A 20,705-nucleotide genomic window follows, 5' to 3' on the forward strand; every position below is an offset into this window, starting at 1 on the left:
TGAAAAACTCCTTTTTAAACGATCTCGATCTCCATCACACCGCACTGCGGCTCGTAACCCGCGAAGCCGGTGAATTCGAAGGTCAGGTTGCCCTGGTCATCCTGGGCGGTTTGTTCAAAACCGATTGTAGCATAAAAATCGCGAACGAGCAAATTTTTTGCGGTGGGGTAGTAGTGGCCCACGATCTTTTCCACTCCGGCAGCGGCGGCGCGGCGCACCAGCTCGTCGAACATGGCGTGCTCCAGACGGCGCTTGAAGGTGCGGCAGCTCATGATCCACAGATCGATGTCCATCACGTTGCCCTGGATGTGGCCGATCATGGCGGTAACCAGGCCGTTGTCGCCGAACTTGTCCACCAGGCGGCCGTAAAGGGTGATGTAAGCCGGATCGGCCATGATGCCCTCCACCTCGGCGGCGGTGTAGCGGCGGGTGGTCAGGTTGAACTGGTTGGTCTTGTTGATCAGCTGGGTGATGCGCTCGGCATGGGGCCCGTCAAAGGCGCCGATCTCACAGTGCATCTCCAGGCTCTTCAGATAGTCGTTGTAATCGCCGAAGCTCTGCTCCAGCTGGGCCCGCTCCAGATTCTGCTTGTACATGCTGGCGCGCTTCTTGTCGTCCGCCGAGAGGGTGGTCACCTCAAAGTAGCCGCTGCGGTCGATGGCCGCGATGTACTCCTCCGGTGCGCCCAGCTCGGGCACGGTCACGCCCGGCAGCTCCTGGCGCACGATCTCCCGCTCGGCGGGGTTGTCGTCCACGAAAACGAAGCTTTCCGGCAGGATGTTGATCTCCTGGGCCATGGCCGCGATGTTCCGGCTCTTGGGTTCCCAGTTGGCCTTGAAGCAGAGGAAGTCGTCCCGCTTGAGTACGGTGTCCGCCCGCTCGAAGCCGGTCAGAGCGATTTTCTCCTCGTTCTTGCTGCACACATTCAAAAGAATGCCCAGCTTGGACAGCTCTTTTAAGTAGCTCTGGAACTCCGCGTAGGCCATACCGGCGGGGGTCTCGTTGCCCATCACGATGCCCTCGGGACCATCGTCGCCGATGATGCCGCCCCACAGGGTGTTGTCCAGATCCAGGGCCAGGGCCTTTTTGTTCTTGCCCAGCAGGCTCTTGACGATGTTGGCCACGCTCTGGCACAGGTAGGGGATGCAGTCAATGCTCACTGCGTACTTGTAGGCGTACCAGGCGGTCTGGCTGCTGAAGGCATCCATGCCGTGTACTGCCTGCAGGTAGGTCAGGTCATTCAGATAGAGGTTGGGGGTGGCCTCCGCCAGGGCAGCCAGCTTCTCGTTCAGCTGGCGTACAAAGCGCACCCGGCCGTGGCAGTCCACGCCCTCCCGGTTGCCCATTACCCGGTAGACCGGCAGGTCAAAATTGTTGGCGATGACCGGGCAGCCGAAGGCCAGTGCGGCCCGGATGGCCTGCTCAAAGCGGCTGTACTCCGCATTCAGCTTTTCCTCCACCCGGGAAGGCTCATCGGCAATGTCCGGCCAAAGCTTGATGTTGCGCACGCTGGTGTGAATGTAGATCACATCCGGCGCGAAGGTCTTCAGCGAACCGTCGTCAAAGACCAGGTTTTCATAGAACAGCGCGTAAGCGCCTTCGTGGAAGGTGGGCTTGATGCCGTTTTCCAGCAAAAACAGCTCCAGGATATTTTTGATCTCGCCAATGGTGCTGCCGCTCATAATGGCGACTTTCTTTTCAATCAGACCCTGCTTCTCCAGCAGCTGGCGCTTGAGGCTGCGCTTTTTTTGCAGCAGGTAGGCCGGGTCCAGGGGATAATCAAAACAGTTCACGGCAAATTCCTCCTCGCAGAAGTCATGACCCGCCGGAAGGGGGCGGCCAAAGCCGCGGGCGCAAGCAGGGCCCGTCACATTCAGTTTGATTATACTATAAACCCCGGCAGCGCGCAACGCGTCATAACCCAAAATCCTCCAAAAGCCGCTGCAGCTGCTCCTGACTTTCCAGCGGGATGCCTGCCTGCAGGCTCAGCACATCGCTTTCCGGCAACAGATGAGTGTAGACCTCATATACCTCCACCGGCTGGTCCTCCTCACCGGTTTCCCCGGGGGCGAACAGGGCAAGCTTACCGTGCCAGTCCCGCAGGGTATAGCTGCTGGTGGACGGCTCACTCTCAAAGGGGCGCAGGGCAAACACGGCCACGCTCACCGCAAGGCCCAATGCGCAGAGCAGAGCCAGAAGATAGATCCATACTTTCGGCATAGTGATTCACCTCTTTGAAAACAGTATGGCCCGGGCAGGTGTGTTTCAAACGGATGGATGTGAAATTCCGTTTTTGCTGTACTTGCGGCAGGCAGTTGTGGTATAATATCAAAATAGGCAGAGCAGCGCCTGAATGTGAAAGGCTTTTTGAAAAGCCTGCGGGCCTGCCCGGCTTTGCCGGAAAGACGGCTTCGGCAGCGTTCCGGCAGGGCTGCCCGGGGCAAAATGCGCCCTGCGGCGATGCCCTCATTACTCACAATGAATTATTTCCGCAAAGGAGGCGGTCCCCATCGAAAACAACGAACACCGCAATATCCGGCGCCCGCAAAACAGCCAGAGCGGCCAGAGTGCGCCCCGCCGGGTTAACCGCACGCCCAGCGCGGGCACACAGCGCACGGTTAACCGCAGCGCGGCAGCCGGCGCCCAGCGCAGCACCGGTGCCCAGCGAACTGGCGGCCAGGGATCTTCCGGCGCGCCCAGCTCCGGCGGGCATACCCCGAAACGGAAGAAAAAGAGCGGCGTGCGCCGCTTTTTCGGCGGCCTGTTCCGGTTCATCGCCGTTTGCTTCTGCCTGGGTGTGATGGTAGCCAGCGTGGTGGCTGTGGCACTGAGCCTGTATCTGGTGGAAGCCACTGCAGACGACAATCTGGACCTGACCGAGGTCAAGCTGGCCCAGACCACCTGGATCATGGCCCAGGACCACGACACCGGCGAGTGGGTGGAGTACGAGGATTTCTACCGCACCAACAACCGTGAGTGGGCCGAGCTGAGCGAGATCGAATCCAGCCCGTATCTGAAATGGGCGTTCATCTGCACCGAGGATAAGGATTTCTACGAGCACCACGGCGTGAGCTTCAAGCGTACCATCGCCGCGGCCATCAACGAGTACACCCCCATCAAGCTGTTTGGCAGCCGCCAGGGTGCGTCCACCCTGGAGCAGCAGCTCATCAAGAACCTCACCGGCGACGATGAGCAGGACGCCATGCGTAAGATTCGAGAGATCTTCCGCGCCTGGGGCCTGGACAACCGTTATAATAAGGATACCATCCTGGAGACTTATCTGAACACCATCAGCCTTACCGGCAACACCGCCGGTGTAAAGGCCGGGGCCATTCAGTACTTCGGCAAGGATGATCTGAGCCAGCTGACCGCCGCCGAGTGTGCCAGCATCGCGGCGATTACCAAGAGCCCCAATACCTACAATCCCTACAAAAATCCGGAAGAGCATCTGCAGCGCCGCAATGTGATGCTGGAAAATATGTACGAGCAGGGTCATCTGACCGAGGAAGAGTACAACGAGGCAGTGAATTCGCCTCTGGTTCTGGCTGAGACCGACACCGACAGTTCCACCAGCACCGGCGTTCGATCCTACTTCAGCGATGCGGTTTACACCACCCTGAAGCAGCAGCTGGTGGACGAGCTGGGCTGGACCGAGGCTGAGGCGGATAACGAGATCTTCAATGGCGGCCTGCGCATCTACGCCACTGTGGACCCCTATCTGCAGGAAGAGATGGAGAAGATGCTGCTCAACGAGGACGAGAGCATTCCCTGGATGGAACGGGAAGAGCAGTTTGAGCTGGGCGACAAGACCCTGGAGAATCTGGCCGAGGAAGAGGGCGTCGTTTACAATGAGGACGGCAGCCTGAAAACCACGACCGACAGCAGCGGCAAGACCTATTATTACAAGACGGTTCACAGCCAGGTGGCCATGGTAACCATGAACTACGAGGGCGAGATCAAGGCACTGGTGGGCGGCCTGGGCGAAAAGACCACCGACCTGAGCCTGAACCGAGCCACTGTGGCGCGTCAGACCGGTTCTACCATGAAGCCCATTGCGGCCTACTCTCTGGGCATCGACATGGGCTGGATCAACTACTCCACCAACTTTGTGGATATTGGCATTGGCAAAATGCTGCTGGAAAACTACGAGAGCAGCTATCCCCAGTACAAGGGCAAGATGTTCGAGAACGATGCGCCCGAGGTGCTGGCAAACCCCGGCATCTGGCGTGACTGGCCTCAGAACTATGTGACCAGCACCGGCCACGGCGAGCGCACTGTGAACGTGAACTACGCCATTGCCAAGTCTCTGAACACCGTTGCGGTTCAGGTGGGCCAGCTGGTGGGCGTGGAGTCTATGTACAACTTCGCCAAGGACACCGTGGGCATGTCTCATCTGAACGAGAATGATATGGACCTTGCACCTCTGGTGCTGGGCAGCCAGAACGGCGGCGCCACTCCCATCGAACTGGCCGCGGCCTATCAGATGTTCGGCAACGGCGGTGAATATGTGACCCCGCATCTGTATACCCGCGTGGAGTACGCCACCACCGGTGAAGTGCTGATTGACAACGAGGTCAATGTGGTGCACACCCAGGCCATCAAGGAGAGCACCGCCATGATCATGAACCGGCTGCTGCAGGGTGTTCTGGGCTCCAGCGGTACCGCCAGCGGCATGAAGCCCAGCGGCGAGATGGAAGCCGCCGCCAAGACCGGTACCACCAGCGACAACAAGGACTACACCTTTGTTGGTATGACCCCCTATTACGTGACCAGCATGTGGTGGGGCTACGACAAGCCCTACGACATGAGCAAGGCGGGCGCCAAGAACGCCAAGGCCATCCAGAAGGTATGGAAGGCCTATATGGAGACCGTGCAGGAGGGTCTGGAGGTCAAGCAGTTCCCGGTGAGCGAGGACGTGAAGACAGCCGCCTTCTGTGTGGACAGCGGCGAGCTGGCCGGAGCCAATTGCCCCAACCGGCAGACCGGTTACTACACCGAAGACAACATGCCTGGCATCTGCCCGATGCATCCGTAAAACCTGATTCAAAAAGCCTGCTGTACGCGATGAGCGAACAGCAGGCTTTTTTGTGCATTCCGTGCATACAAAACCGGGCCTGGGTGAGAAATGTGCGGCTTTTTACAAAATTGAAACTGCATCTTGCGTTTTGACATGCTAAAGTGGTACACTATACACATGCGTAAAAACAAATGTGTTCAAGGGGTGTACAAAACAGCATGAAACGGCATTTTCTGATGGTGGACGCAGCGGTCCTGCCCGAGGTATTTCTGAAGGTTCTCAAGGCGAAGGAGCTGCTCGCCAGCGGCGAAGCCCGCAACATCTCGGCGGCCACCCGGGCGGTGGAGCTTTCCCGCAGCGCGTTCTATAAATATAAGGATTGCATCTTTGATGCCCGCAGCACCCAGCAGATCATCACGGTGCTGGCCACCCTGCTGGACGAGAACGGTGCACTGCAGGCGCTTTTGGGCGGCATTTCCGCCGCGGGCGGCAGCGTGGTCACCATCAACCAGGCCACGCCGGAAAACGGCGCGGCCAAGGTGGAGGTTACCGTGCGCACCGACACTCTGCGGGTGAGCATCGAAGAGATGCTGGCCCAGCTGGCCCAGCAGCGCGCTGTGGTCGAGGTACATCAGGGCGTGTAACGCCGCCAAAACGGCCGCGGGCCGTTTTTTCCATTTTTATCACAAGGGCCTGGCGGGCTTTGCGCCGGGCGGGGAGGATTTATGATCAACATTGCGATCCTGGGCTTTGGCACCGTGGGCAGCGGCGTGTATGACGTGCTGCAGAAAAACGCCGGACTCATTGCCCGGCGGGCGGGCCAGGAGATCCGGGTCAAGCGGGTGCTGGTGCTGGAAGTTACCGAAAACCCGGAGCTGTTCACCAGCAGCATCGACGATATTCTGAACGATTCCGAGATCACCATGGCGGCGGAGGCCATCGGCGGCGTAAAAGCTGCATATCCTTATGTGAAGGCACTGCTGGCCAGCGGCCGCAGCGTGGTGACCAGCAACAAGGAGCTGGTGGCCACCCATGGCGCCGAGCTGCTGGCACTGGCGAAGGAAAAGGGCGTGGCCTTCCTGTTTGAGGCCAGCGTGGGCGGCGGTATGCCGCTGATCACCCCCATGTGCCAGAGCCTGCTGGCCAACCAGGTGGCGGAGGTCTACGGCATCGTGAACGGCACCACCAACTACATGCTCACCCGCATGAGCCGGGAGAACATGGACTTTGCCGCCGCACTCAAAGAAGCCCAGCAGCTGGGCTACGCCGAGACCAAAGACCCCTCGGATGACGTGGATGGTCCGGATGCCTGCCGCAAGATCGCGATTCTGGCCAGCCTTGCCTTTGGCAAGCAGGTCCATACCCAGAACATTCCCACCCGGGGCATTCGGGGGCTGGAGCCCTTTGACCTGCGTGCCGCCGCCCGGCTGGGCTGCACGGTGAAGCTGATCGCCTGGGCCCGGCAGACCGAAACCGGCCCGGCGGTGGGTGTGGAGCCCATGCTGGTGCCGCTGGAGAATCAGCTGGCCGGTGTGGAGGATGTGTTCAACGGCGTTCTGGTACGGGGCGACATGGTGGGCGATGTGTTCTTCTATGGCCGCGGCGCGGGCAAGCTGCCCACCGCCAGCGCCATTGCCGCCGATCTGGTCCTGGCTGCACAGCAGGGAGCCGCGGTGCACAACAGCATCTTCTGGGAGCCCTCCCCGGCGCTGCCTGCCCCTCTCACCAGCGGCGAACCCGCCACATATTATGTGCGGGTGAAGGGGCTTTCCGCTTCCATGCTGCCTGGCCTGTACGGTCCCGGCGAGCTGGTGGCGGATGACGGCGGTCAGGCCGCCTATCTGGCCGAAAACATCACCCCGAAAAAGCTCTATGAAGCAGCCCGCCAGGTAAAAGCCCTGGGCGGCAGCGTGCAGATGGAGCTGCGCCGCTTGGAACAGTAAGGAGGTACAGGCAATATGGCAGTCAAGATTCTGGTTCCCGCCACCAGCGCCAACGTGGGCGCCGGGTTCGACGCGTTGGGCCTTGCGCTTTCGCTCCACAACACCGTGACCATGGAGGAGTGGGATAAGCTGGACATCATGGCCAGCGACGGTTCTCTGGTGCCCACCGGTACCTCCAACCTGATCTACCGCTCCGCCAAGGCGGTGTACGAGCAGCTGGGCAAGCCCATCAAGGGCCTGCGCATCCGGCAGGAAAATCCCATCCCCATGGCCCGTGGTCTGGGCTCCAGCTCCGCCTGCATCGTGGCGGGCATTCTGGGGGCAAACGCATTGCTGGGCAATCCGCTCACCAAGCGGCAGATGCTTACCCTGGCCACCTCCATCGAGGGTCACCCGGACAACGTGGCTCCCGCCATGCTGGGCGGCTTTGTGAGCAGCGTGTTCGACGAAGGTCAGGTGTTCACCGCCCGCAAGGAGATCAATGAGGAGCTGGCCTTCGCGGCCTTCATCCCCAACTTCAAGCTGTTCACCGAAAAAGCCCGCGCGGCGCTGCCCAAAACCGTGGACCGGCGGGATGCGGTGTACAATCTCTCCCGCGCGGCGCTGGCCACCGCTGCTTTCTGCGATGGCGACTACGAGCTGCTGCGGGTGGCCACCAAGGATGCCCTGCATCAGCAGTACCGCCTGCCCCTGATTCCCGGCGGCGAACGGGTGTTTGAGATTGCCTGGGACCTGGGCGCTTACGCGGTGTACATCTCCGGTGCAGGCCCCACCATCATGGCGGTGGTCCACCGGGACAACTGCGAGTTCTTTGAAAAAGCCGAGGAAGCCCTGCTGGAGCAGCCGGAAACCATGGCCTTTTCTTTGCGCCGAATGCTTGCAGACAATACTGGCGCTGTGGTAGAATAGTAAAGTGACGCGCCGCTTCCGGCAGAGCCTTTGCCGGGAAACGGAACTTCGCGGATTACATGTGCAGGCGGGCCGCTCCGGTACGGGCGGCGCGCATTTGGTATAGAGGAGTTGAGAGAAACAATGGCGTTGATCGTGCAGAAATTCGGGGGTACCTCGGTGGCAAACCGGGACCGGATCTTCAACGTGGCCCGGATTGTGGCGAATACCCGCAACGCAGGCAACGAGGTAGTGGTAGTGGTTTCCGCCCAGGGCGATACCACCGACGACCTGATCCAGAAGGCCGCCGAGATTTCCAGCAATCCCTCCCAGCGGGAGATGGATATGCTGCTGGCCACCGGTGAGCAGATCTCCATTTCGCTTTTGGCCATGGCCCTGAGCGAGCTGGGCGTGCCTGCCATCAGCCTGACCGGCTGGCAGGCAGGCTTCCACACCGACCGGGCCTACACCAAGGCCCGCATCCGCCGGCTGGACAGCGAGCGGGTGGAAAGTGAGCTGGCCCGCAACCGTGTTGTGGTGGTGGCAGGCTTCCAGGGTCTGAACCGCATGGAAGACATCACCACCCTGGGCCGCGGCGGCAGCGACACCAGCGCGGTGGCTCTGGCTGCCGCTCTGCATGCGGACCGCTGCCAGATCTTTACCGACGTGGAGGGCGTTTACACTGCTGATCCCCGGTTCATCCCCCGCGCCAAGCGCCTGGATGAGATCACCTTCGACGAGATGCTGGAGCTTGCGGGCGCCGGCGCGCAGGTGCTGAACAACCGCAGCGTGGAGCTTGCAAAAAAATACGGCGTGGAGCTGGAAGTGCTCTCCAGCCTGAATCCTGTGCCCGGCACAGTTGTTAAGGAGGTTACTAGCGATATGGAAGGTATGCTGATCAAGGGTGTGGCCAAGGACACCGACGTGGCTGTTCTCACCATCCTGAATGTGCCGGACGTGCCCGGCACCTCGTTCAAGGTGTTCGGTGTGCTGGCACAGAAGAACATCAACGTGGACATCATTCTGCAGGGCACCGGCCGTGAGGGCGACAAGGACCTGACCTTCACCGTACCCCTGAGCGACGCGGATACCGCGCTGCGGGTGCTGAAGGAGAACCAGCACCGCTTCGGCGGCAAGGACATCACCGTGGATACCGGCTGCGCCAAGGTCAGCGTGGTGGGCGGCGGCATGAAGAGCAACCCCGGTGTTGCCAGCCGCATGTTCGAGGCTCTGTTTGAGGCCAATGTGAACATCCGCATGATTTCCACCAGCGAGATCAAGATCAGCGTCATCATCGACAAGGCGGACGCTGACCGCGCTGTGGCTGCCATTCACGACGCCTTCATCCACTAATGTCTTATGCAGCACCCTTTTGCAGGCGCAAATGCCTGCAGGAGGGTGCTTTTTTGTGCCGGAATTTACGGCAAAAGACAATTCGTTCACATTTTCTTTGCAGCTTTGCACGTTTACAGTATCGGCAAAAACGTGTATAATATGAAACTATAAAACAGGTTTTGCAATCCGCGATTGAATCGGAAGCCCGGGCGCGACGGCGCCCTCGTTTATAACCTCACAGTTAAGGAGTGTTGCATCAAATGCCAAGTTATCCGCCCCGTGAAATGAGCGAAGCCGAACGCCGCCTCCGGGCTGCCGCCCGTGCCCGGCGCAAAAAGGAGATCCGCCGCAACCGGATCATTTTTGCGATTCTCTGCCTGGCGCTTCTGGCGCTGATCGTGTTTGGAATGGTCAAACTGGTGGGCCTGTTCACCAAGAACAAGGATTCCTCCAGCGGCTCCACCTCCATCAGCAGCTCCACCAGCATTTCGTCCAGCGCTGATTCGACTTCGGAGCCTGCCAGCGGCTCGGAATCCGGCTCTGCCAGCAGCCCGGAATCCGGCTCTGCCAGCACCTCTGAACCGGCTTCCGCCACCGGCACCGCCGTCACCACTGGTGGCGGCGATGCTGACTGGCTGCTCACCCTGGTGAATAACAATGTGAAGCTTCCGGACGACTGGGAGGAGAACCTGGAGGTAAAGGTGGCCGATGAGTCCACCGGTAAGGAGCTGGCCACCGTGGCGGCCGACGCGTTCATCAACATGAAGAACGCCGCTGCCGCGGAGGGCATCGACCTGATGCTCTGCTCCGGTTACCGCACCGTGGAATACCAGCAGAGCCTGTTCGATGCGGAGAAGCAGAAATGGCTGGATAAGGGCAGCACGGAAGAGGAAGCCTATAATCAGGCAAAGACGGTGGTGGCCGTTCCCGGTTATTCCGAGCACAACTCCGGTCTGGCCGCCGATATTGTGACCCCGAAGCATCAGAATCTGGACGAAGCTTTCGGCAAAACGGATGCCGCAAAGTGGCTGTTCGAGCACGCGCCGGAATATGGCTTTATCCTCCGGTATCCGGAGAACAAACAGGCCATTACCGGCATTATTTATGAGCCCTGGCACTACCGCTATGTGGGGGTGGAAAACGCAAAAGCCATCACCGCCAGCGGCCTGTGCCTGGAAGAATATCTGGATGAAAACCTGCAAAAGGCCTGACAAGTGCAGGCCACAGTTTTTGTCCCTTGAAATTAAGGAGTACCGATGTTACAACGCGAATGCCTTGCGCCTGGGGTGCATCTGAACTGCATCCCGGCGGATAAATTCAACCGCTGCCGGATCTCGCTGCATTTCCGGTTCCCCGCCAGCCGGGAAAAGGCCACCGATCAGGCCCTGCTCCCCCTGGTGATGGACCGGGGCTATGCCGCCTGCCCGGATATGACCCAGCTCTCCCGCAAGCTGGCCCGTCTGTACGGCGCGGCCCTTTCGGTGGAGACCAGTATGCAGGGCGCCAGCCGGGTGCTCAGCGTGTCCATCACCGGCATCAAGGACCGGTTTGCCCTGAACGGCGAAGCACTGACCGCGGAATACGCGGCCATCGCCTTCGGTGTGGCCTTTGAGCCCTATTTTGAGAATGGCTGCTTCAGCCGCGAAGCGGTGGAGATCGAAAAGACCACTTTGGCCCGCCAGCTGGAGAGCGAGATCAACGACAAGCGCCTGTACTGCGTACGGCAGGCCCGGCGCAAATTCTTCGGCGATTCCCCTGCGGGCATCGAGCGGGACGGCTATCTGGCCGATCTGCCTGCCGTTACCTGCGAGAGCCTGACCGCTGCTTATCAGGAGATGCTGCGCACTGCCCAGCTGGATGTGATCTGCCTGGGTGCGGACGAGGCTGTGGTGCGCCGCATAACCCTGGAAAAGCTGGCGGGCATCCAGCGCGAGCCTGCCGAATTGGAGAACTATCTGTACATGCCTGCCCAGCCCACTGAGCATTTCCGGGAGGAGATGGACCTGGTGCAGGCCAAGCTGTGCATGCTGTTTACCTGGAACCAGTGCGCAAAGCCGGAGCAGCTGAACGCCTTCCGGCTGGCCATGAGCGTGTTCGGCGGCTCTACCACCAGCCGTTTGTTCCTGAATGTGCGGGAAAAGCAGAGCCTTTGCTATTACTGCGCCAGCCGGTTCGCTTCGCCCACCGCTTTTATGATGGTGGACAGCGGGGTGGAGCCTGCCAACGCCGAAAAGGCCGAGCAGGCCATCCTGAAGGAGCTGGAGAATCTGGTGAACGGCCCCATCACCGAGGAAGAGCTGGAAAACAGCCGCCGTGGCCTTTTGTCCGGCCTGACCAGCGTGGGCGACAGCCTGGCCGGTCTGGAAAACTGGTATTACAACGAGATTCTGCGGGGCGGCGCAATCAATACCCCCGAGCAGGCGGCCGATCAGCTGAAGCAGGTGACCGCCGAAGATGTGCGCAGCATCCTGGCCGGGTTCTGGTACTCGGTCGGCTATCTTGTGACCAAAAAGGAGGAGCCCAGCCATGCAGAATGAACCCATGCAGGCGGTGCGCGCCGCCGTGGCCTGTGAGGCCATGACGCTGGAAAACGGCCTGACTGTACTGGTGCGGCCCATGCCCGGCTACAGCGGCGTCCACGCCATCTACGGTACCCGCTTCGGCTCCATTGACCTGGAATTTGAGGTGGACGGCCGACGGGTAAGCCTGCCCGCGGGCGTGGCCCATTTCCTGGAGCATAAAATGTTCGAAAGCGAGGACGGCGACGCCTTCGCCAAGTTTGCCAAGACCGGTGCGTCGGCCAACGCCTACACCGGCTTTGACAAGACCTGCTACCTGTTCACTGCCACCCAGCAGGTGGATGAGAGTTTGGACATTCTGCTGAGCATGGTGAACGAGCCCTACTTCACGAAGGAGACCATCCAGAAGGAGCAGGGAATCATCGGCCAGGAGATCAAGATGTACGACGACAGCCCGGACTGGCGGATTATGACCGGTCTGTTCGGCTGCCTGTATCACAATCATCCCATTCGCAACGATATCGCCGGTACCGTGGAGAGCATTGCGCAGATCACCCCGGAGATGCTGTATGATTGCTGCAAGGGCTTCTACAATCCTGGCAACATGGTGCTGGCGGTGGCGGGCAATATCACTACCGATCAGGTGCTGGCGGCCTGCAAGCGGGCCAAGCTGCCTGCAAAGCCCGCACAGGTCAAGCGCATCCAGCCCCAGGAGCCGGAAACCGTTGCAAAAGAGCGGATGGAGTTCTCCATGCAGCTGGCCAAGCCCTGCCTGGGCGTGGGCTTCAAGGAGACTCCGGTGGAGGGCGCCAAGGCCGAGATCATCTGCGACATGATCACCGAGCTGGTGTGCGGCGGCATGACCGATTTCTACCGCAGTCTGTACGACCAGGGCCTGGTAAACCCGGGCTTCGGCGGTGAGTTCCTTGTGCTGGACGGCTGCTGCTGTTTCCTGTTCACCGGCGAGACTGACCAGCCGGAAAAGGTTCGCGGTCTGCTGCTGGATGAGATCGAGCGGCTGCGCAAGGAGGGCGTGAACGAGGAATTGTTCACCCTGTGCAAGAACCAGTCCTACGGCGAGATGCTGCAGGATCTGGAAAACATTGAGGACAGTGCCACCGCACTGGCGGGCAGCTTCTTCCGCAAGCGCAGCCTGACCGAGGAGATCGAGGCGCTGGCCAGCGTGACCCGCCAGGAGGTGGACGAGGCGCTGCAGACCATGCTGCGTCCGGAACGGTCCTCCACCGTGATCATCTGGCCCAAGCAGGAGGAGAACGCATGACGAATCTGGTGCAATTCCCCGGTCTGGGGCTGGAATTCAACATCAACCGGGTGGCCTTTACCATTGGCGGCCTGGATGTTTACTGGTACGGTGTGCTCATTGCCACCGGCTTTCTGCTGGCACTGGTGTTTGCCTTCCGCTATGCGGTGGATTTCGGCATTGACGCCGACCGCCTGGTGGACGTGGTGCTGGTGGGCAGCGTGTGCGCGGTGATCTGCGCCCGCGCCTATTACGTGATCTTTTCGCCGGTGCCCTATGAAAGCTTTGCCGACATGATTGACATCCGCCAGGGCGGCCTTGCCATCTACGGCGGCGTGATTGGTGCGGCGGTATTTGGCGGCCTTGCCTGCAAATGGCGCAAGCTGCCCATTCTGCCCACCTTTGATCTGGTGGCCATGGGCTTTTTGATCGGTCAGTCCATCGGCCGCTGGGGAAACTTTGTGAACCAGGAAGCCTTTGGCAGCAACACCAGCCTGCCCTGGGGCATGTACAGCCAGGCCACGGCCAGCTATCTGAGCAGCTGGCAGACGGTTCTGGCCCAGGACGGCGTGATCGTGGACCCCAGCATGCCGGTGCATCCCACCTTTTTGTACGAAAGCATCTGGTGTGCGGTGGGCTTCTTCGCCCTGTGGGCCTACATGAAAAAGCGCCGCTTCAACGGCGAGATTGCTCTGATGTATGCCGCCTGGTACGGCGCGGGCCGTTTCTGGATTGAAGGCCTGCGCACCGACAGTTTGATGCTGCCCGGCATGACCCTGCGGGTCAGCCAGCTGATCGCCCTGATCAGCGTGGTGGCTGCAGTGGCTGCCATTGTGATCATCCGCCGTAAAATCGGCAAAAAAGAGCTGATGGTGGATCTGCCCTTGAGCGTTGCCGCCGAGAAGAAGTTCCAGGCGGCCAAGGCCGACTGGGCCGATAAGCTGGAAGCTCTGGGCCAGACCGTGAGTCTGGAGGAGATGCGGCAGAAGCTGCCCGCCAGCGCGCCCCACAAGGAGTTTGTGGCAGCCCAGAAACAGCAGCAGGAATTTGATTGGGAGGCACTGATCCGCCAGAAGCTGGAGCAGGCGGAGATGGATGCTGAAATGCAGGAGAGCGTGCGGCAGGAAAACGCCCGCTTCGCCCAGCTGCCGGTGGACCCGGAGGAACGGGCCGCCACCAACAGCTCGCTTACCCAGGGGCTGGATGAAAAATAAAAACAACCGGGCGCACCGCCCGTGCAATGAGGAGGAAACCATGGCGCAGATCATCAGCGGCAAGGAGCTGGCCGCCCGCATCAAACAGCGGGTGAGCGGTCAGGTGGAGGAATTGAAGGCCGGGGGAGTGACCCCTTGCCTGGCGGTGGTTCTGGTGGGCGATGACCCGGCCAGCGCCGTCTATGTGCGGGGCAAGGAGTCGGACTGCCGCGAGTGCGGCATCGAGAGTCGAATGCTTCGCCTTCCCGCCGACACGACACAGGCCCAGCTTCTGGAACAGCTGGAGAAACTGGCGGCGGACAAAAGTGTCCACGGCATTCTGGTGCAGCTGCCTCTGCCCGCCCAGATCGACGAGCAGGCAGTGATCGCCGCCATTCCTCCCGAAAAGGATGTGGACGGCTTTTCTCCGGTAAATGTGGGCCGGATGATGATTGGCGAAGAGTGCTTTTTGCCCTGCACCCCCGCGGGCTGCATCGAGATGCTGAAAAGCACCGGCGTGCCCATCGCGGGCAAGCAGGCGGTGGTGCTGGGCCGCAGCAACATTGTGGGTAAGCCTGCGGCGATGCTGCTGCTGCGGGAGAACGCCACTGTCACCATATGCCACTCCAAAACCGAGGATCTGGCCGCTGTGTGCGCCGGAGCCGACATTCTGGTGGCGGCCATTGGTAAACCCAAGTTCGTTACCGGCGATATGGTGAAACCCGGTGCGGTGGTCATTGACGTGGGCATCAACCGGGACGAGAACGGCAAGCTGTGCGGCGATGTGGATTTTGCCGCCGCCGAAGCCAAGGCATCCTTCATCACCCCGGTGCCCGGCGGCGTAGGCCTGATGACCCGGGCCATGCTGCTGGTGAACACCATTCAGGCCGCCCGGCGGCAGACTGGCCGGTAAAACGGATAGAATCTAAAAAAATGGCTTTGCAAGGCCAAAAAAGGGCTTGCAATCCCGAAAAAGTTGTGGTATAGTAGTATAGCCGCATGGTTCGGGCACCCAAGAGGTGTGCAACATCACCCGCCCACTAGTCCAGCGAGACTTATATAAGAGAGGCAAAACACTATGTACGCTATCATTGTTACCGGTGGCAAGCAGTACCGGGTACAGGAAGGCGACGTGATCTTCGTTGAGAAGATGGACGTTGCTGAGGGCACCAATGTGAACTTCGACTCCGTTCTGGCTGTCGGCAACGAGGGCTCCGTTAAGGTGGGCACTCCCGTTGTTGAGGGCGCCAGCGTCGAGGCCAAGGTCGTGAAGAACGGCAAGGGCAAGAAGCTGAACATCATCACTTATCGTCCTAAGAAGGGCAGCGCCCGCCGCATGGGCCACCGTCAGCCCTACACTAAGGTCGAGATCACTGCCATCAAGGGCTAATAACGGAGGTGTAAACTACTATGGCACATAAGAAAGGCGTAGGTTCTACTAAGAACGGTCGTGACTCTGAGTCCAAGCGTCTGGGCGTTAAGCGCGCCGACGGTCAGTTCGTTCTGGCCGGCAACATCCTGGTTCGTCAGCGTGGTACCCACATCCATCCCGGTGAGAACGTGGGCCGCGGCAGCGACGATACCCTGTTCGCTCTGGTGGACGGCCGCGTAAGCTTCGAGCGCGTGGGCCGTGACCGCAAGAAGGTCAGCGTTAAGCAGTAAGATCTTTCAAAAGCCAGGCCTGTTGATTGGGCCTGGCTTTTTGTTGTAACGGGGCATACTGTTAGGGTAATACCGCATAATTCCTGGTGGTGGAGCGCGCCAGAAAATTTTTTGTGATACGAACCAAAAAGCACAGCCAATCCTTGGTGGATTGGCGAGCATTTTTGGAAAATAGCACGGAAAATTTTGGCGTGATACGCCGCCTGAGCCGCGAGGCGTGAATTATGCGGTGTTGCCCTCGGCAGGGCAGTGCAGCAAAGATGCCGCCCGCTCCATCCCCATTTCCCATTATCAGAAAAGGAGAAAAACAATGTCGATGTTTGTAGACGTGGCGAAGATCACCATCAAAGCAGGCAAAGGCGGCGACGGTGCTGTGAGCTTCCATCGGGAAAAGTTCGTGGCGGCCGGCGGCCCGGACGGCGGCGACGGCGGCCGTGGCGGCAACGTGGTCTTCGTGGCCGACGACAACCTGTCCACCCTGATGGATTTTCGCTATAAGCGCAAGTATGCCGCCCAGCCCGGCGAAAACGGCAGCGGCTCGCGCTGCACCGGCAAAAATGCCCCGGACCTGGTCATCAAGGTGCCCCGCGGCACCCTCATCCGCGACGCCGCCAGCGGTCTGCTGATGGCCGATATCTCCGGCGATGAGCCGGTGATCGTGGCCAAGGGCGGCAAGGGCGGTTGGGGCAACACCCATTTCGCCAGCCCCACTCGTCAGATTCCCAAGTTCGCCAAGCCCGGCCTGCCCGGTGAGGAGTACGAGGTACGTCTGGAGCTGAAGCTGATTGCCGACGTGGGCCTGATCGGCTTCCCCAACGTGGGTAAGTCCACCCTGATCAGCGTGATCAGTGCGGCCAAGCCCAAGATCGCCAACTATCATTTCACCACCCTGAGCCCGGTGCTGGGCGTGGTCAAGGTGGGCCCCGAGCAGAGCTTTGTGGCCGCCGACATCCCCGGCCTGATCGAGGGCGCCAGCGAGGGCATCGGCCTGGGCCATGACTTCCTGCGCCACGTGGAGCGCTGCCGCCTGCTTCTGCATGTGGTGGATGTTTCCGGCTGTGAGGGCCGTGATCCGGTGGAGGACTTCGAGAAGATCAACACCGAGCTGCAGAGCTTCAGCCCCGAGCTGGCCACCCGGCCCCAGATCGTGCTGGGCAACAAGTGCGACATCGCCACCGAGGAGCAGATCGAGAGCTTTAAGTCCTATGTGGAGGGCAAAGGCCTGACCTTCATGCCCATCTCCGCCGCCACCAACCAGGGCCTGAAGAACCTGCCCGGCATTGTGTGGGACCGGCTGCAGCAGCTGCCCCCGGTGCAGGTATTCGAGCCGGACTTCGTGCCCTATGCTGTCAACCCCAACGAGCGCACCTACACCATCGAGAAGACCGCCGACCACGAGTTCACCATCACCGCCCCCTGGCTGGAGCGCATCCTGGCGGGCAGCGACGTGGACGACTACGAGAGCCTGCAGTACTTCCAGCGTCAGCTGGACGAGAGCGGCATTCTGCGGGATCTGGTGGCCCAGGGCGTAGAGGAAGAGGACACCATCAAGATCGGCGAATACCAGTTCGACTATATCTTCTAAGGCACCCAAGCCGCGCCCGGCGCGGCATGAAATGAGGCAAAACCATGTTGTTTGAAGCAAACCCCGAGATTGATATCCGGGAGCAGTCCCCCCTGAATTTGGCCTTCGTGGGCGACGGTGTGTTCGAGCTGCTGGTGCGCCAGCGGCTGGTGGAGCGCACCCGCCTGGTGCCCGGCAAGCTGCATGCAGCCTGTGTGAAGTATGTATCTGCCAAGGGGCAGAACCGGGCGCTGGCCGCCATTGAGGACCAGCTCACCGAAGCGGAGCAGGCGGTGCTGCGCCGGGGCAAGAATGCCAGCAAGGCTACCGTGGCCAAGCACGCCACCCCCCAGGAATACCGGGCGTCCACCGGCTTTGAGGCACTGTTCGGCTGGCTGTATCTTACCGGCCAGAATCAGCGCATCCAGGAGCTGTTCGACGCACTGTGGGAGGGCTACGACCCGCTGGCAGTGGAAAAGCCGGAATAAACGGTTTTTCAAGGCTGTCCTGCTGCAAAATGCGGCAGAGCATTGCCGGAAAACGCAAACAAAGGCTGAGACCGGCGGAACAGGAAACATTGGTTCCGAGGGTCTCAGCCTTTTCACGCTCTGTGTTTGCTTAAGGGCGTATTTGCCGGTGTGTGCCCGGCGAGAGGAAAGCCGGTGTTACTTGCCGGTCTTCATGTTGGAAGCGCCAGTGCTCTTGCTGTTCTTGGAAGTGCTGCTGGTAGCATTGGTGCTCTCGTTCTTAGCGCTGTTCTTGGCGCTGCGGCTGGTGTAGTTTTTTGCGTTACGGTTTTCCATGGTTTGTGATCTCCTTTCCGAATCCGAAGAGGGGGCGGGGGCGTTTGCCCGGCGTGTAATCTTGTCCGCCGTGCCTCTTCGCTCCTAGTGTAACCCCAAACAAGACCCATTATACAAAGGTGGTATGGCATTGCAGGCAAAATATTTTGAAGAGCGGGAGCGGGCCCTTCTGGGCGAGCGCTACGCGGAATACTATGCGGCTCCCAGCGAGGAGGCGGCCCGGGGCGTGACGGTGAACCGGCTGCGCTGTACGCCGGAGGAGTTTGTTCATCTGGCGAAGCTGGCGCTGCGGCCCTCACCCTTCTGTGCCGAGGGCTTCGCAGTGGAGGAGCCGGAATTCAAGCCCGGCCGTCATCCCTATCACCACGGTGGGGCCTTCTATTCCCAGGAGCCCTCAGCCAGCGCTCCGGCGGCGCTGCTGGATGTACACCCCGGCATGAAGGTGCTGGACATGTGCGCTGCGCCCGGCGGCAAGAGCAGTCAGCTGGCGGCGGCCCTGCAGGGCCAGGGCCTGCTGGTGAGCAACGAGTACAACGCAGGCCGGGCCGAGATCCTGCGCTCCAACCTGGAGCGGATGGGTGTAGCCAATGCGGTTGTGCTGAACAGCGATACAACTGCTCTGGTCAAGGCTTTCCCCGCATTTTTTGACCGTATTCTGGTGGACGCACCCTGCTCCGGTGAGGGCATGTTCCGTAAGGAGCCCCAGGCGTTGGCCCAGCACAACGAGGGCCTGGTGCGCCAGTGCGCCGCCATTGGCCGGGAGATCCTGGACAACGCTGCCGCCCTGCTGGCTCCCGGCGGGGTGCTGGTGTACTCCACCTGCACTTTCGCGCCGGAAGAAGACGAGGGTCAGATCGGGGATTTTCTTGCCCGTCATCCGGAGTTTACCCTGGTGGATACCGGCGCGTCCTTTGGCAGCCCCGGCGAGGCCAACCGCTGCGGCGAGCATCCCTTTGATGTGAGCCTGGTGCGGCGCATCTGGCCCTTCCAGGGCGGTGAGGGGCATTTCATGGCAAAGCTGGTAAAGGCATCCGAGGGGGAAGGCGCCCGGCCCTTCAAGCCGGAAAAGCCCGCCAAGCCCTGCAAGGAATGGCTGGAGTTTGCCGGGAAATATTTTCCGGAATTGGCGGACCGGCCGCTGCTCAAGGCGGGCGAGCTGCTGCTCCTGCCGCCCGAGACGCCGCTGCCGCCCCACAAGCTGCGGGTAATGCGCTGCGGCGTGGCGGCGGGAACTGTGCAGAAGAACCGGTTTGTTCCTGCTCACCATCTGTTTACCGCCTTTGGCCATACATGTACCAATCAGGAGCGGTTGACTCTGGACGACGAGCGCACCGCCGCCTGGCTGCGGGGAGAGGAGATTGAGGCTCGCACCGCGGAAAACGGTTGGTGCTGCGTGCTGGTGGATGGCTTTTCTCTGGGGGCAGGCAAGGTGAGTGGGGGAAAGGTGAAAAACCACTATCCAAAAGCCCTGCGAAACCTGAAATAATGGGCTCGGACAGCCACGGGCACTTGCCAGAAGAGGGCTTTTTGTGCTAAAATTATTTAGTTACCGCACATCGTTCGGGCCCGGCTTGCGGCCCGGCATAAAATAGGAGGAAGTTTCCATGTCTGGACATAGCAAATGGAATAACATCAAACGCAAGAAGGAAAAGACCGACGGCCAGAAGGCCAAGCTGTTCACCAAGGTTGGCCGCGAGATCGGCGTTGCCGTGCGCATGGGCGGCGCGGACCCCGCTAGCAACGGCAAGCTGCGTGACCTGATTGCCAAGGCCAAGAGCCTGAACGTGCCCAACGATAACATCCAGCGCATCATCAAGCGCGCTGAGGGCGGCGAGAAGGACAATTACGAATCCATCACCTACGAAGGCTACGGCCCCTGCGGCATCGCCATGATGGTGGAGACCCTGACCGACAACCGCAACCGTACCGCTGCCAACCTGCGCCATTACTTTGATAAGTTCGGCGGCAACCTGGGCAACATGGGCTGCGTGGGCTTCCTGTTCACCCAGAAGGGCGTAATCGTACTGGACGGCGAGGGCCTGGACGAGGAGAAGGTCATGGAGGATTGCTTCGACGCCGGCGCCGAGGACTTCGACATGGGCGATGACGTGGTGGAAGTGACCACCGATCCCGATTCCTTCTCCGCTGTACGTCAGGCTCTGGAGGACAAGGGCTACACCTTCATCTCCGCTGAAGTGGAAATGGTGCCCTCCACCACCTCTGCCATCACCGACGAGGACAACCAGAAGCTGATGGCCAAGCTGCTGGACGCTCTGGAGGACGACGACGACGTGCAGAACGTGTGGCACAACCTGGAGAACGAAGAGGACCTGGATCGCTGATCCGGCCCTGGCCCTTCGATTCATACCTGCAACCAAAGTCCCGGCTTTTGCAGAGAAAGCCGGGACTTTTTATACCCTGGCGAAACGATTAACTGCCGTATGTCCGGGCCAGACTGAAAGGACAGAGCTGCCGTGCCGGTTTGCTTTTTGCCGGGGGCCATGCTATAATGAACCCATA

Annotated in this window: 19 protein-coding genes; 16 read left to right on the top strand and 3 right to left on the bottom strand. The window is 60.4% G+C overall.

Annotation, left to right across the window (positions count from 1 at the left end; genetic code table 11):
* Window positions 1-14: 14 nt before the first annotated feature.
* Entirely contained in the window at window positions 15-1,793 is a 1,779-nt protein-coding gene (locus PH256_RS00455) for an HAD-IIIC family phosphatase (protein ID WP_270912542.1), read from the bottom strand.
* Window positions 1,794-1,914: 121 nt separating this feature from the next.
* Entirely contained in the window at window positions 1,915-2,220 is a 306-nt protein-coding gene (locus PH256_RS00460; protein WP_087184263.1) for a BofC C-terminal domain-containing protein, read from the bottom strand.
* 520 nt (window positions 2,221-2,740) lie between these two features.
* Here PH256_RS00460 and PH256_RS00465 point away from each other — a divergent pair.
* The 14 genes from PH256_RS00465 (at window position 2,741) to PH256_RS00530 (ending at window position 17,870) form a co-directional block, all read left to right on the top strand.
* A complete protein-coding gene (locus tag PH256_RS00465; protein ID WP_270912543.1) occupies window positions 2,741-5,035 on the top strand; it encodes a transglycosylase domain-containing protein in 2,295 nt (764 codons plus the stop codon).
* Between the two features lie 200 nt (window positions 5,036-5,235).
* Complete coding sequence (locus tag PH256_RS00470; RefSeq protein WP_270912544.1) at window positions 5,236-5,661, top strand: ACT domain-containing protein; 426 nt, start codon at window positions 5,236-5,238, stop codon at window positions 5,659-5,661.
* A gap of 81 nt (window positions 5,662-5,742) precedes the next feature.
* The gene (locus PH256_RS00475; protein WP_270912545.1) at window positions 5,743-6,960 is read left to right on the top strand and encodes a homoserine dehydrogenase; all 1,218 of its coding nucleotides are present in this window, start codon (window positions 5,743-5,745) and stop codon (window positions 6,958-6,960) included.
* A gap of 15 nt (window positions 6,961-6,975) precedes the next feature.
* Complete coding sequence (thrB, locus tag PH256_RS00480) at window positions 6,976-7,869, top strand: homoserine kinase (protein ID WP_087184260.1); 894 nt, start codon at window positions 6,976-6,978, stop codon at window positions 7,867-7,869.
* Between the two features lie 123 nt (window positions 7,870-7,992).
* Complete coding sequence (locus PH256_RS00485; RefSeq protein ID WP_087184259.1) at window positions 7,993-9,201, top strand: aspartate kinase; 1,209 nt, start codon at window positions 7,993-7,995, stop codon at window positions 9,199-9,201.
* A gap of 389 nt (window positions 9,202-9,590) precedes the next feature.
* Complete coding sequence (locus tag PH256_RS00490; protein ID WP_442866641.1) at window positions 9,591-10,394, top strand: M15 family metallopeptidase; 804 nt, start codon at window positions 9,591-9,593, stop codon at window positions 10,392-10,394.
* Between the two features lie 45 nt (window positions 10,395-10,439).
* Window positions 10,440-11,720, top strand: coding sequence for an EF-P 5-aminopentanol modification-associated protein YfmF (yfmF, locus tag PH256_RS00495; protein WP_270912547.1), 1,281 nt, complete (start codon window positions 10,440-10,442; stop codon window positions 11,718-11,720).
* Window positions 11,710-12,984, top strand: coding sequence for an EF-P 5-aminopentanol modification-associated protein YfmH (yfmH, locus tag PH256_RS00500; protein ID WP_270912548.1), 1,275 nt, complete (start codon window positions 11,710-11,712; stop codon window positions 12,982-12,984). Before yfmF ends, yfmH begins: the two co-directional genes overlap by 11 nt.
* Window positions 12,981-14,177, top strand: coding sequence for a prolipoprotein diacylglyceryl transferase (gene lgt, locus PH256_RS00505; protein ID WP_270912549.1), 1,197 nt, complete (start codon window positions 12,981-12,983; stop codon window positions 14,175-14,177). Before yfmH ends, lgt begins: the two co-directional genes overlap by 4 nt.
* 40 nt (window positions 14,178-14,217) lie before the next feature.
* A complete protein-coding gene (folD, locus tag PH256_RS00510; RefSeq protein WP_270912550.1) occupies window positions 14,218-15,069 on the top strand; it encodes a bifunctional methylenetetrahydrofolate dehydrogenase/methenyltetrahydrofolate cyclohydrolase FolD in 852 nt (283 codons plus the stop codon).
* 165 nt (window positions 15,070-15,234) lie between these two features.
* Complete coding sequence (gene rplU / locus PH256_RS00515; RefSeq protein WP_058966591.1) at window positions 15,235-15,546, top strand: 50S ribosomal protein L21; 312 nt, start codon at window positions 15,235-15,237, stop codon at window positions 15,544-15,546.
* A 20-nt stretch (window positions 15,547-15,566) separates the two neighbouring features.
* Window positions 15,567-15,818 (top strand): 50S ribosomal protein L27, encoded by a 252-nt coding sequence (gene rpmA, locus PH256_RS00520; RefSeq protein WP_058966590.1) that lies wholly within the window; start codon window positions 15,567-15,569, stop codon window positions 15,816-15,818.
* A gap of 316 nt (window positions 15,819-16,134) precedes the next feature.
* Window positions 16,135-17,403 (top strand): GTPase ObgE, encoded by a 1,269-nt coding sequence (gene obgE, locus PH256_RS00525; protein ID WP_270912719.1) that lies wholly within the window; start codon window positions 16,135-16,137, stop codon window positions 17,401-17,403.
* A gap of 44 nt (window positions 17,404-17,447) precedes the next feature.
* Window positions 17,448-17,870, top strand: a complete 423-nt coding sequence (locus tag PH256_RS00530; RefSeq protein WP_270912551.1) for a Mini-ribonuclease 3 — start codon at window positions 17,448-17,450, stop codon at window positions 17,868-17,870.
* Between the two features lie 177 nt (window positions 17,871-18,047).
* Here PH256_RS00530 and PH256_RS00535 read toward each other — a convergent pair whose 3' ends face one another.
* A complete protein-coding gene (locus tag PH256_RS00535; RefSeq protein WP_158097542.1) occupies window positions 18,048-18,185 on the bottom strand; it encodes a hypothetical protein in 138 nt (45 codons plus the stop codon).
* A gap of 124 nt (window positions 18,186-18,309) precedes the next feature.
* On the opposite strand from PH256_RS00535, the gene PH256_RS00540 reads away from it, so the two are divergent.
* Window positions 18,310-19,671 carry an RsmB/NOP family class I SAM-dependent RNA methyltransferase gene (locus tag PH256_RS00540; protein WP_270912552.1) on the top strand — a complete coding sequence of 454 codons (1,362 nt, stop codon included), beginning with the start codon at window positions 18,310-18,312 and terminating at the stop codon, window positions 19,669-19,671.
* A gap of 118 nt (window positions 19,672-19,789) precedes the next feature.
* Window positions 19,790-20,527, top strand: a complete 738-nt coding sequence (locus PH256_RS00545) for a YebC/PmpR family DNA-binding transcriptional regulator (protein ID WP_087184251.1) — start codon at window positions 19,790-19,792, stop codon at window positions 20,525-20,527.
* Window positions 20,528-20,705: the final 178 nt, after the last annotated feature.

Source organism: Allofournierella sp. CML151 (assembly GCF_027853465.1).
Classification (GTDB): domain Bacteria; phylum Bacillota; class Clostridia; order Oscillospirales; family Ruminococcaceae; genus Allofournierella.

What these genes read in the sequence shown, in the direction of transcription:
- PH256_RS00460 (WP_087184263.1), bottom strand. Translation starts at nt 2,220, where the DNA reads ATGCCGAAAGTATGGATCTATCTTCTGGCTCTGCTCTGCGCATTGGGC.
- PH256_RS00470 (WP_270912544.1), top strand. Translation starts at nt 5,236, where the DNA reads ATGAAACGGCATTTTCTGATGGTGGACGCAGCGGTCCTGCCCGAGGTA.
- PH256_RS00475 (WP_270912545.1), top strand. Translation starts at nt 5,743, where the DNA reads ATGATCAACATTGCGATCCTGGGCTTTGGCACCGTGGGCAGCGGCGTG.
- thrB (WP_087184260.1), top strand. Translation starts at nt 6,976, where the DNA reads ATGGCAGTCAAGATTCTGGTTCCCGCCACCAGCGCCAACGTGGGCGCC.
- PH256_RS00485 (WP_087184259.1), top strand. Translation starts at nt 7,993, where the DNA reads ATGGCGTTGATCGTGCAGAAATTCGGGGGTACCTCGGTGGCAAACCGG.
- PH256_RS00490 (WP_442866641.1), top strand. Translation starts at nt 9,591, where the DNA reads ATGGTCAAACTGGTGGGCCTGTTCACCAAGAACAAGGATTCCTCCAGC.
- yfmF (WP_270912547.1), top strand. Translation starts at nt 10,440, where the DNA reads ATGTTACAACGCGAATGCCTTGCGCCTGGGGTGCATCTGAACTGCATC.
- yfmH (WP_270912548.1), top strand. Translation starts at nt 11,710, where the DNA reads ATGCAGAATGAACCCATGCAGGCGGTGCGCGCCGCCGTGGCCTGTGAG.
- lgt (WP_270912549.1), top strand. Translation starts at nt 12,981, where the DNA reads ATGACGAATCTGGTGCAATTCCCCGGTCTGGGGCTGGAATTCAACATC.
- folD (WP_270912550.1), top strand. Translation starts at nt 14,218, where the DNA reads ATGGCGCAGATCATCAGCGGCAAGGAGCTGGCCGCCCGCATCAAACAG.
- rplU (WP_058966591.1), top strand. Translation starts at nt 15,235, where the DNA reads ATGTACGCTATCATTGTTACCGGTGGCAAGCAGTACCGGGTACAGGAA.
- rpmA (WP_058966590.1), top strand. Translation starts at nt 15,567, where the DNA reads ATGGCACATAAGAAAGGCGTAGGTTCTACTAAGAACGGTCGTGACTCT.
- obgE (WP_270912719.1), top strand. Translation starts at nt 16,135, where the DNA reads ATGTTTGTAGACGTGGCGAAGATCACCATCAAAGCAGGCAAAGGCGGC.
- PH256_RS00530 (WP_270912551.1), top strand. Translation starts at nt 17,448, where the DNA reads ATGTTGTTTGAAGCAAACCCCGAGATTGATATCCGGGAGCAGTCCCCC.
- PH256_RS00535 (WP_158097542.1), bottom strand. Translation starts at nt 18,185, where the DNA reads ATGGAAAACCGTAACGCAAAAAACTACACCAGCCGCAGCGCCAAGAAC.
- PH256_RS00540 (WP_270912552.1), top strand. Translation starts at nt 18,310, where the DNA reads ATGGCATTGCAGGCAAAATATTTTGAAGAGCGGGAGCGGGCCCTTCTG.
- PH256_RS00545 (WP_087184251.1), top strand. Translation starts at nt 19,790, where the DNA reads ATGTCTGGACATAGCAAATGGAATAACATCAAACGCAAGAAGGAAAAG.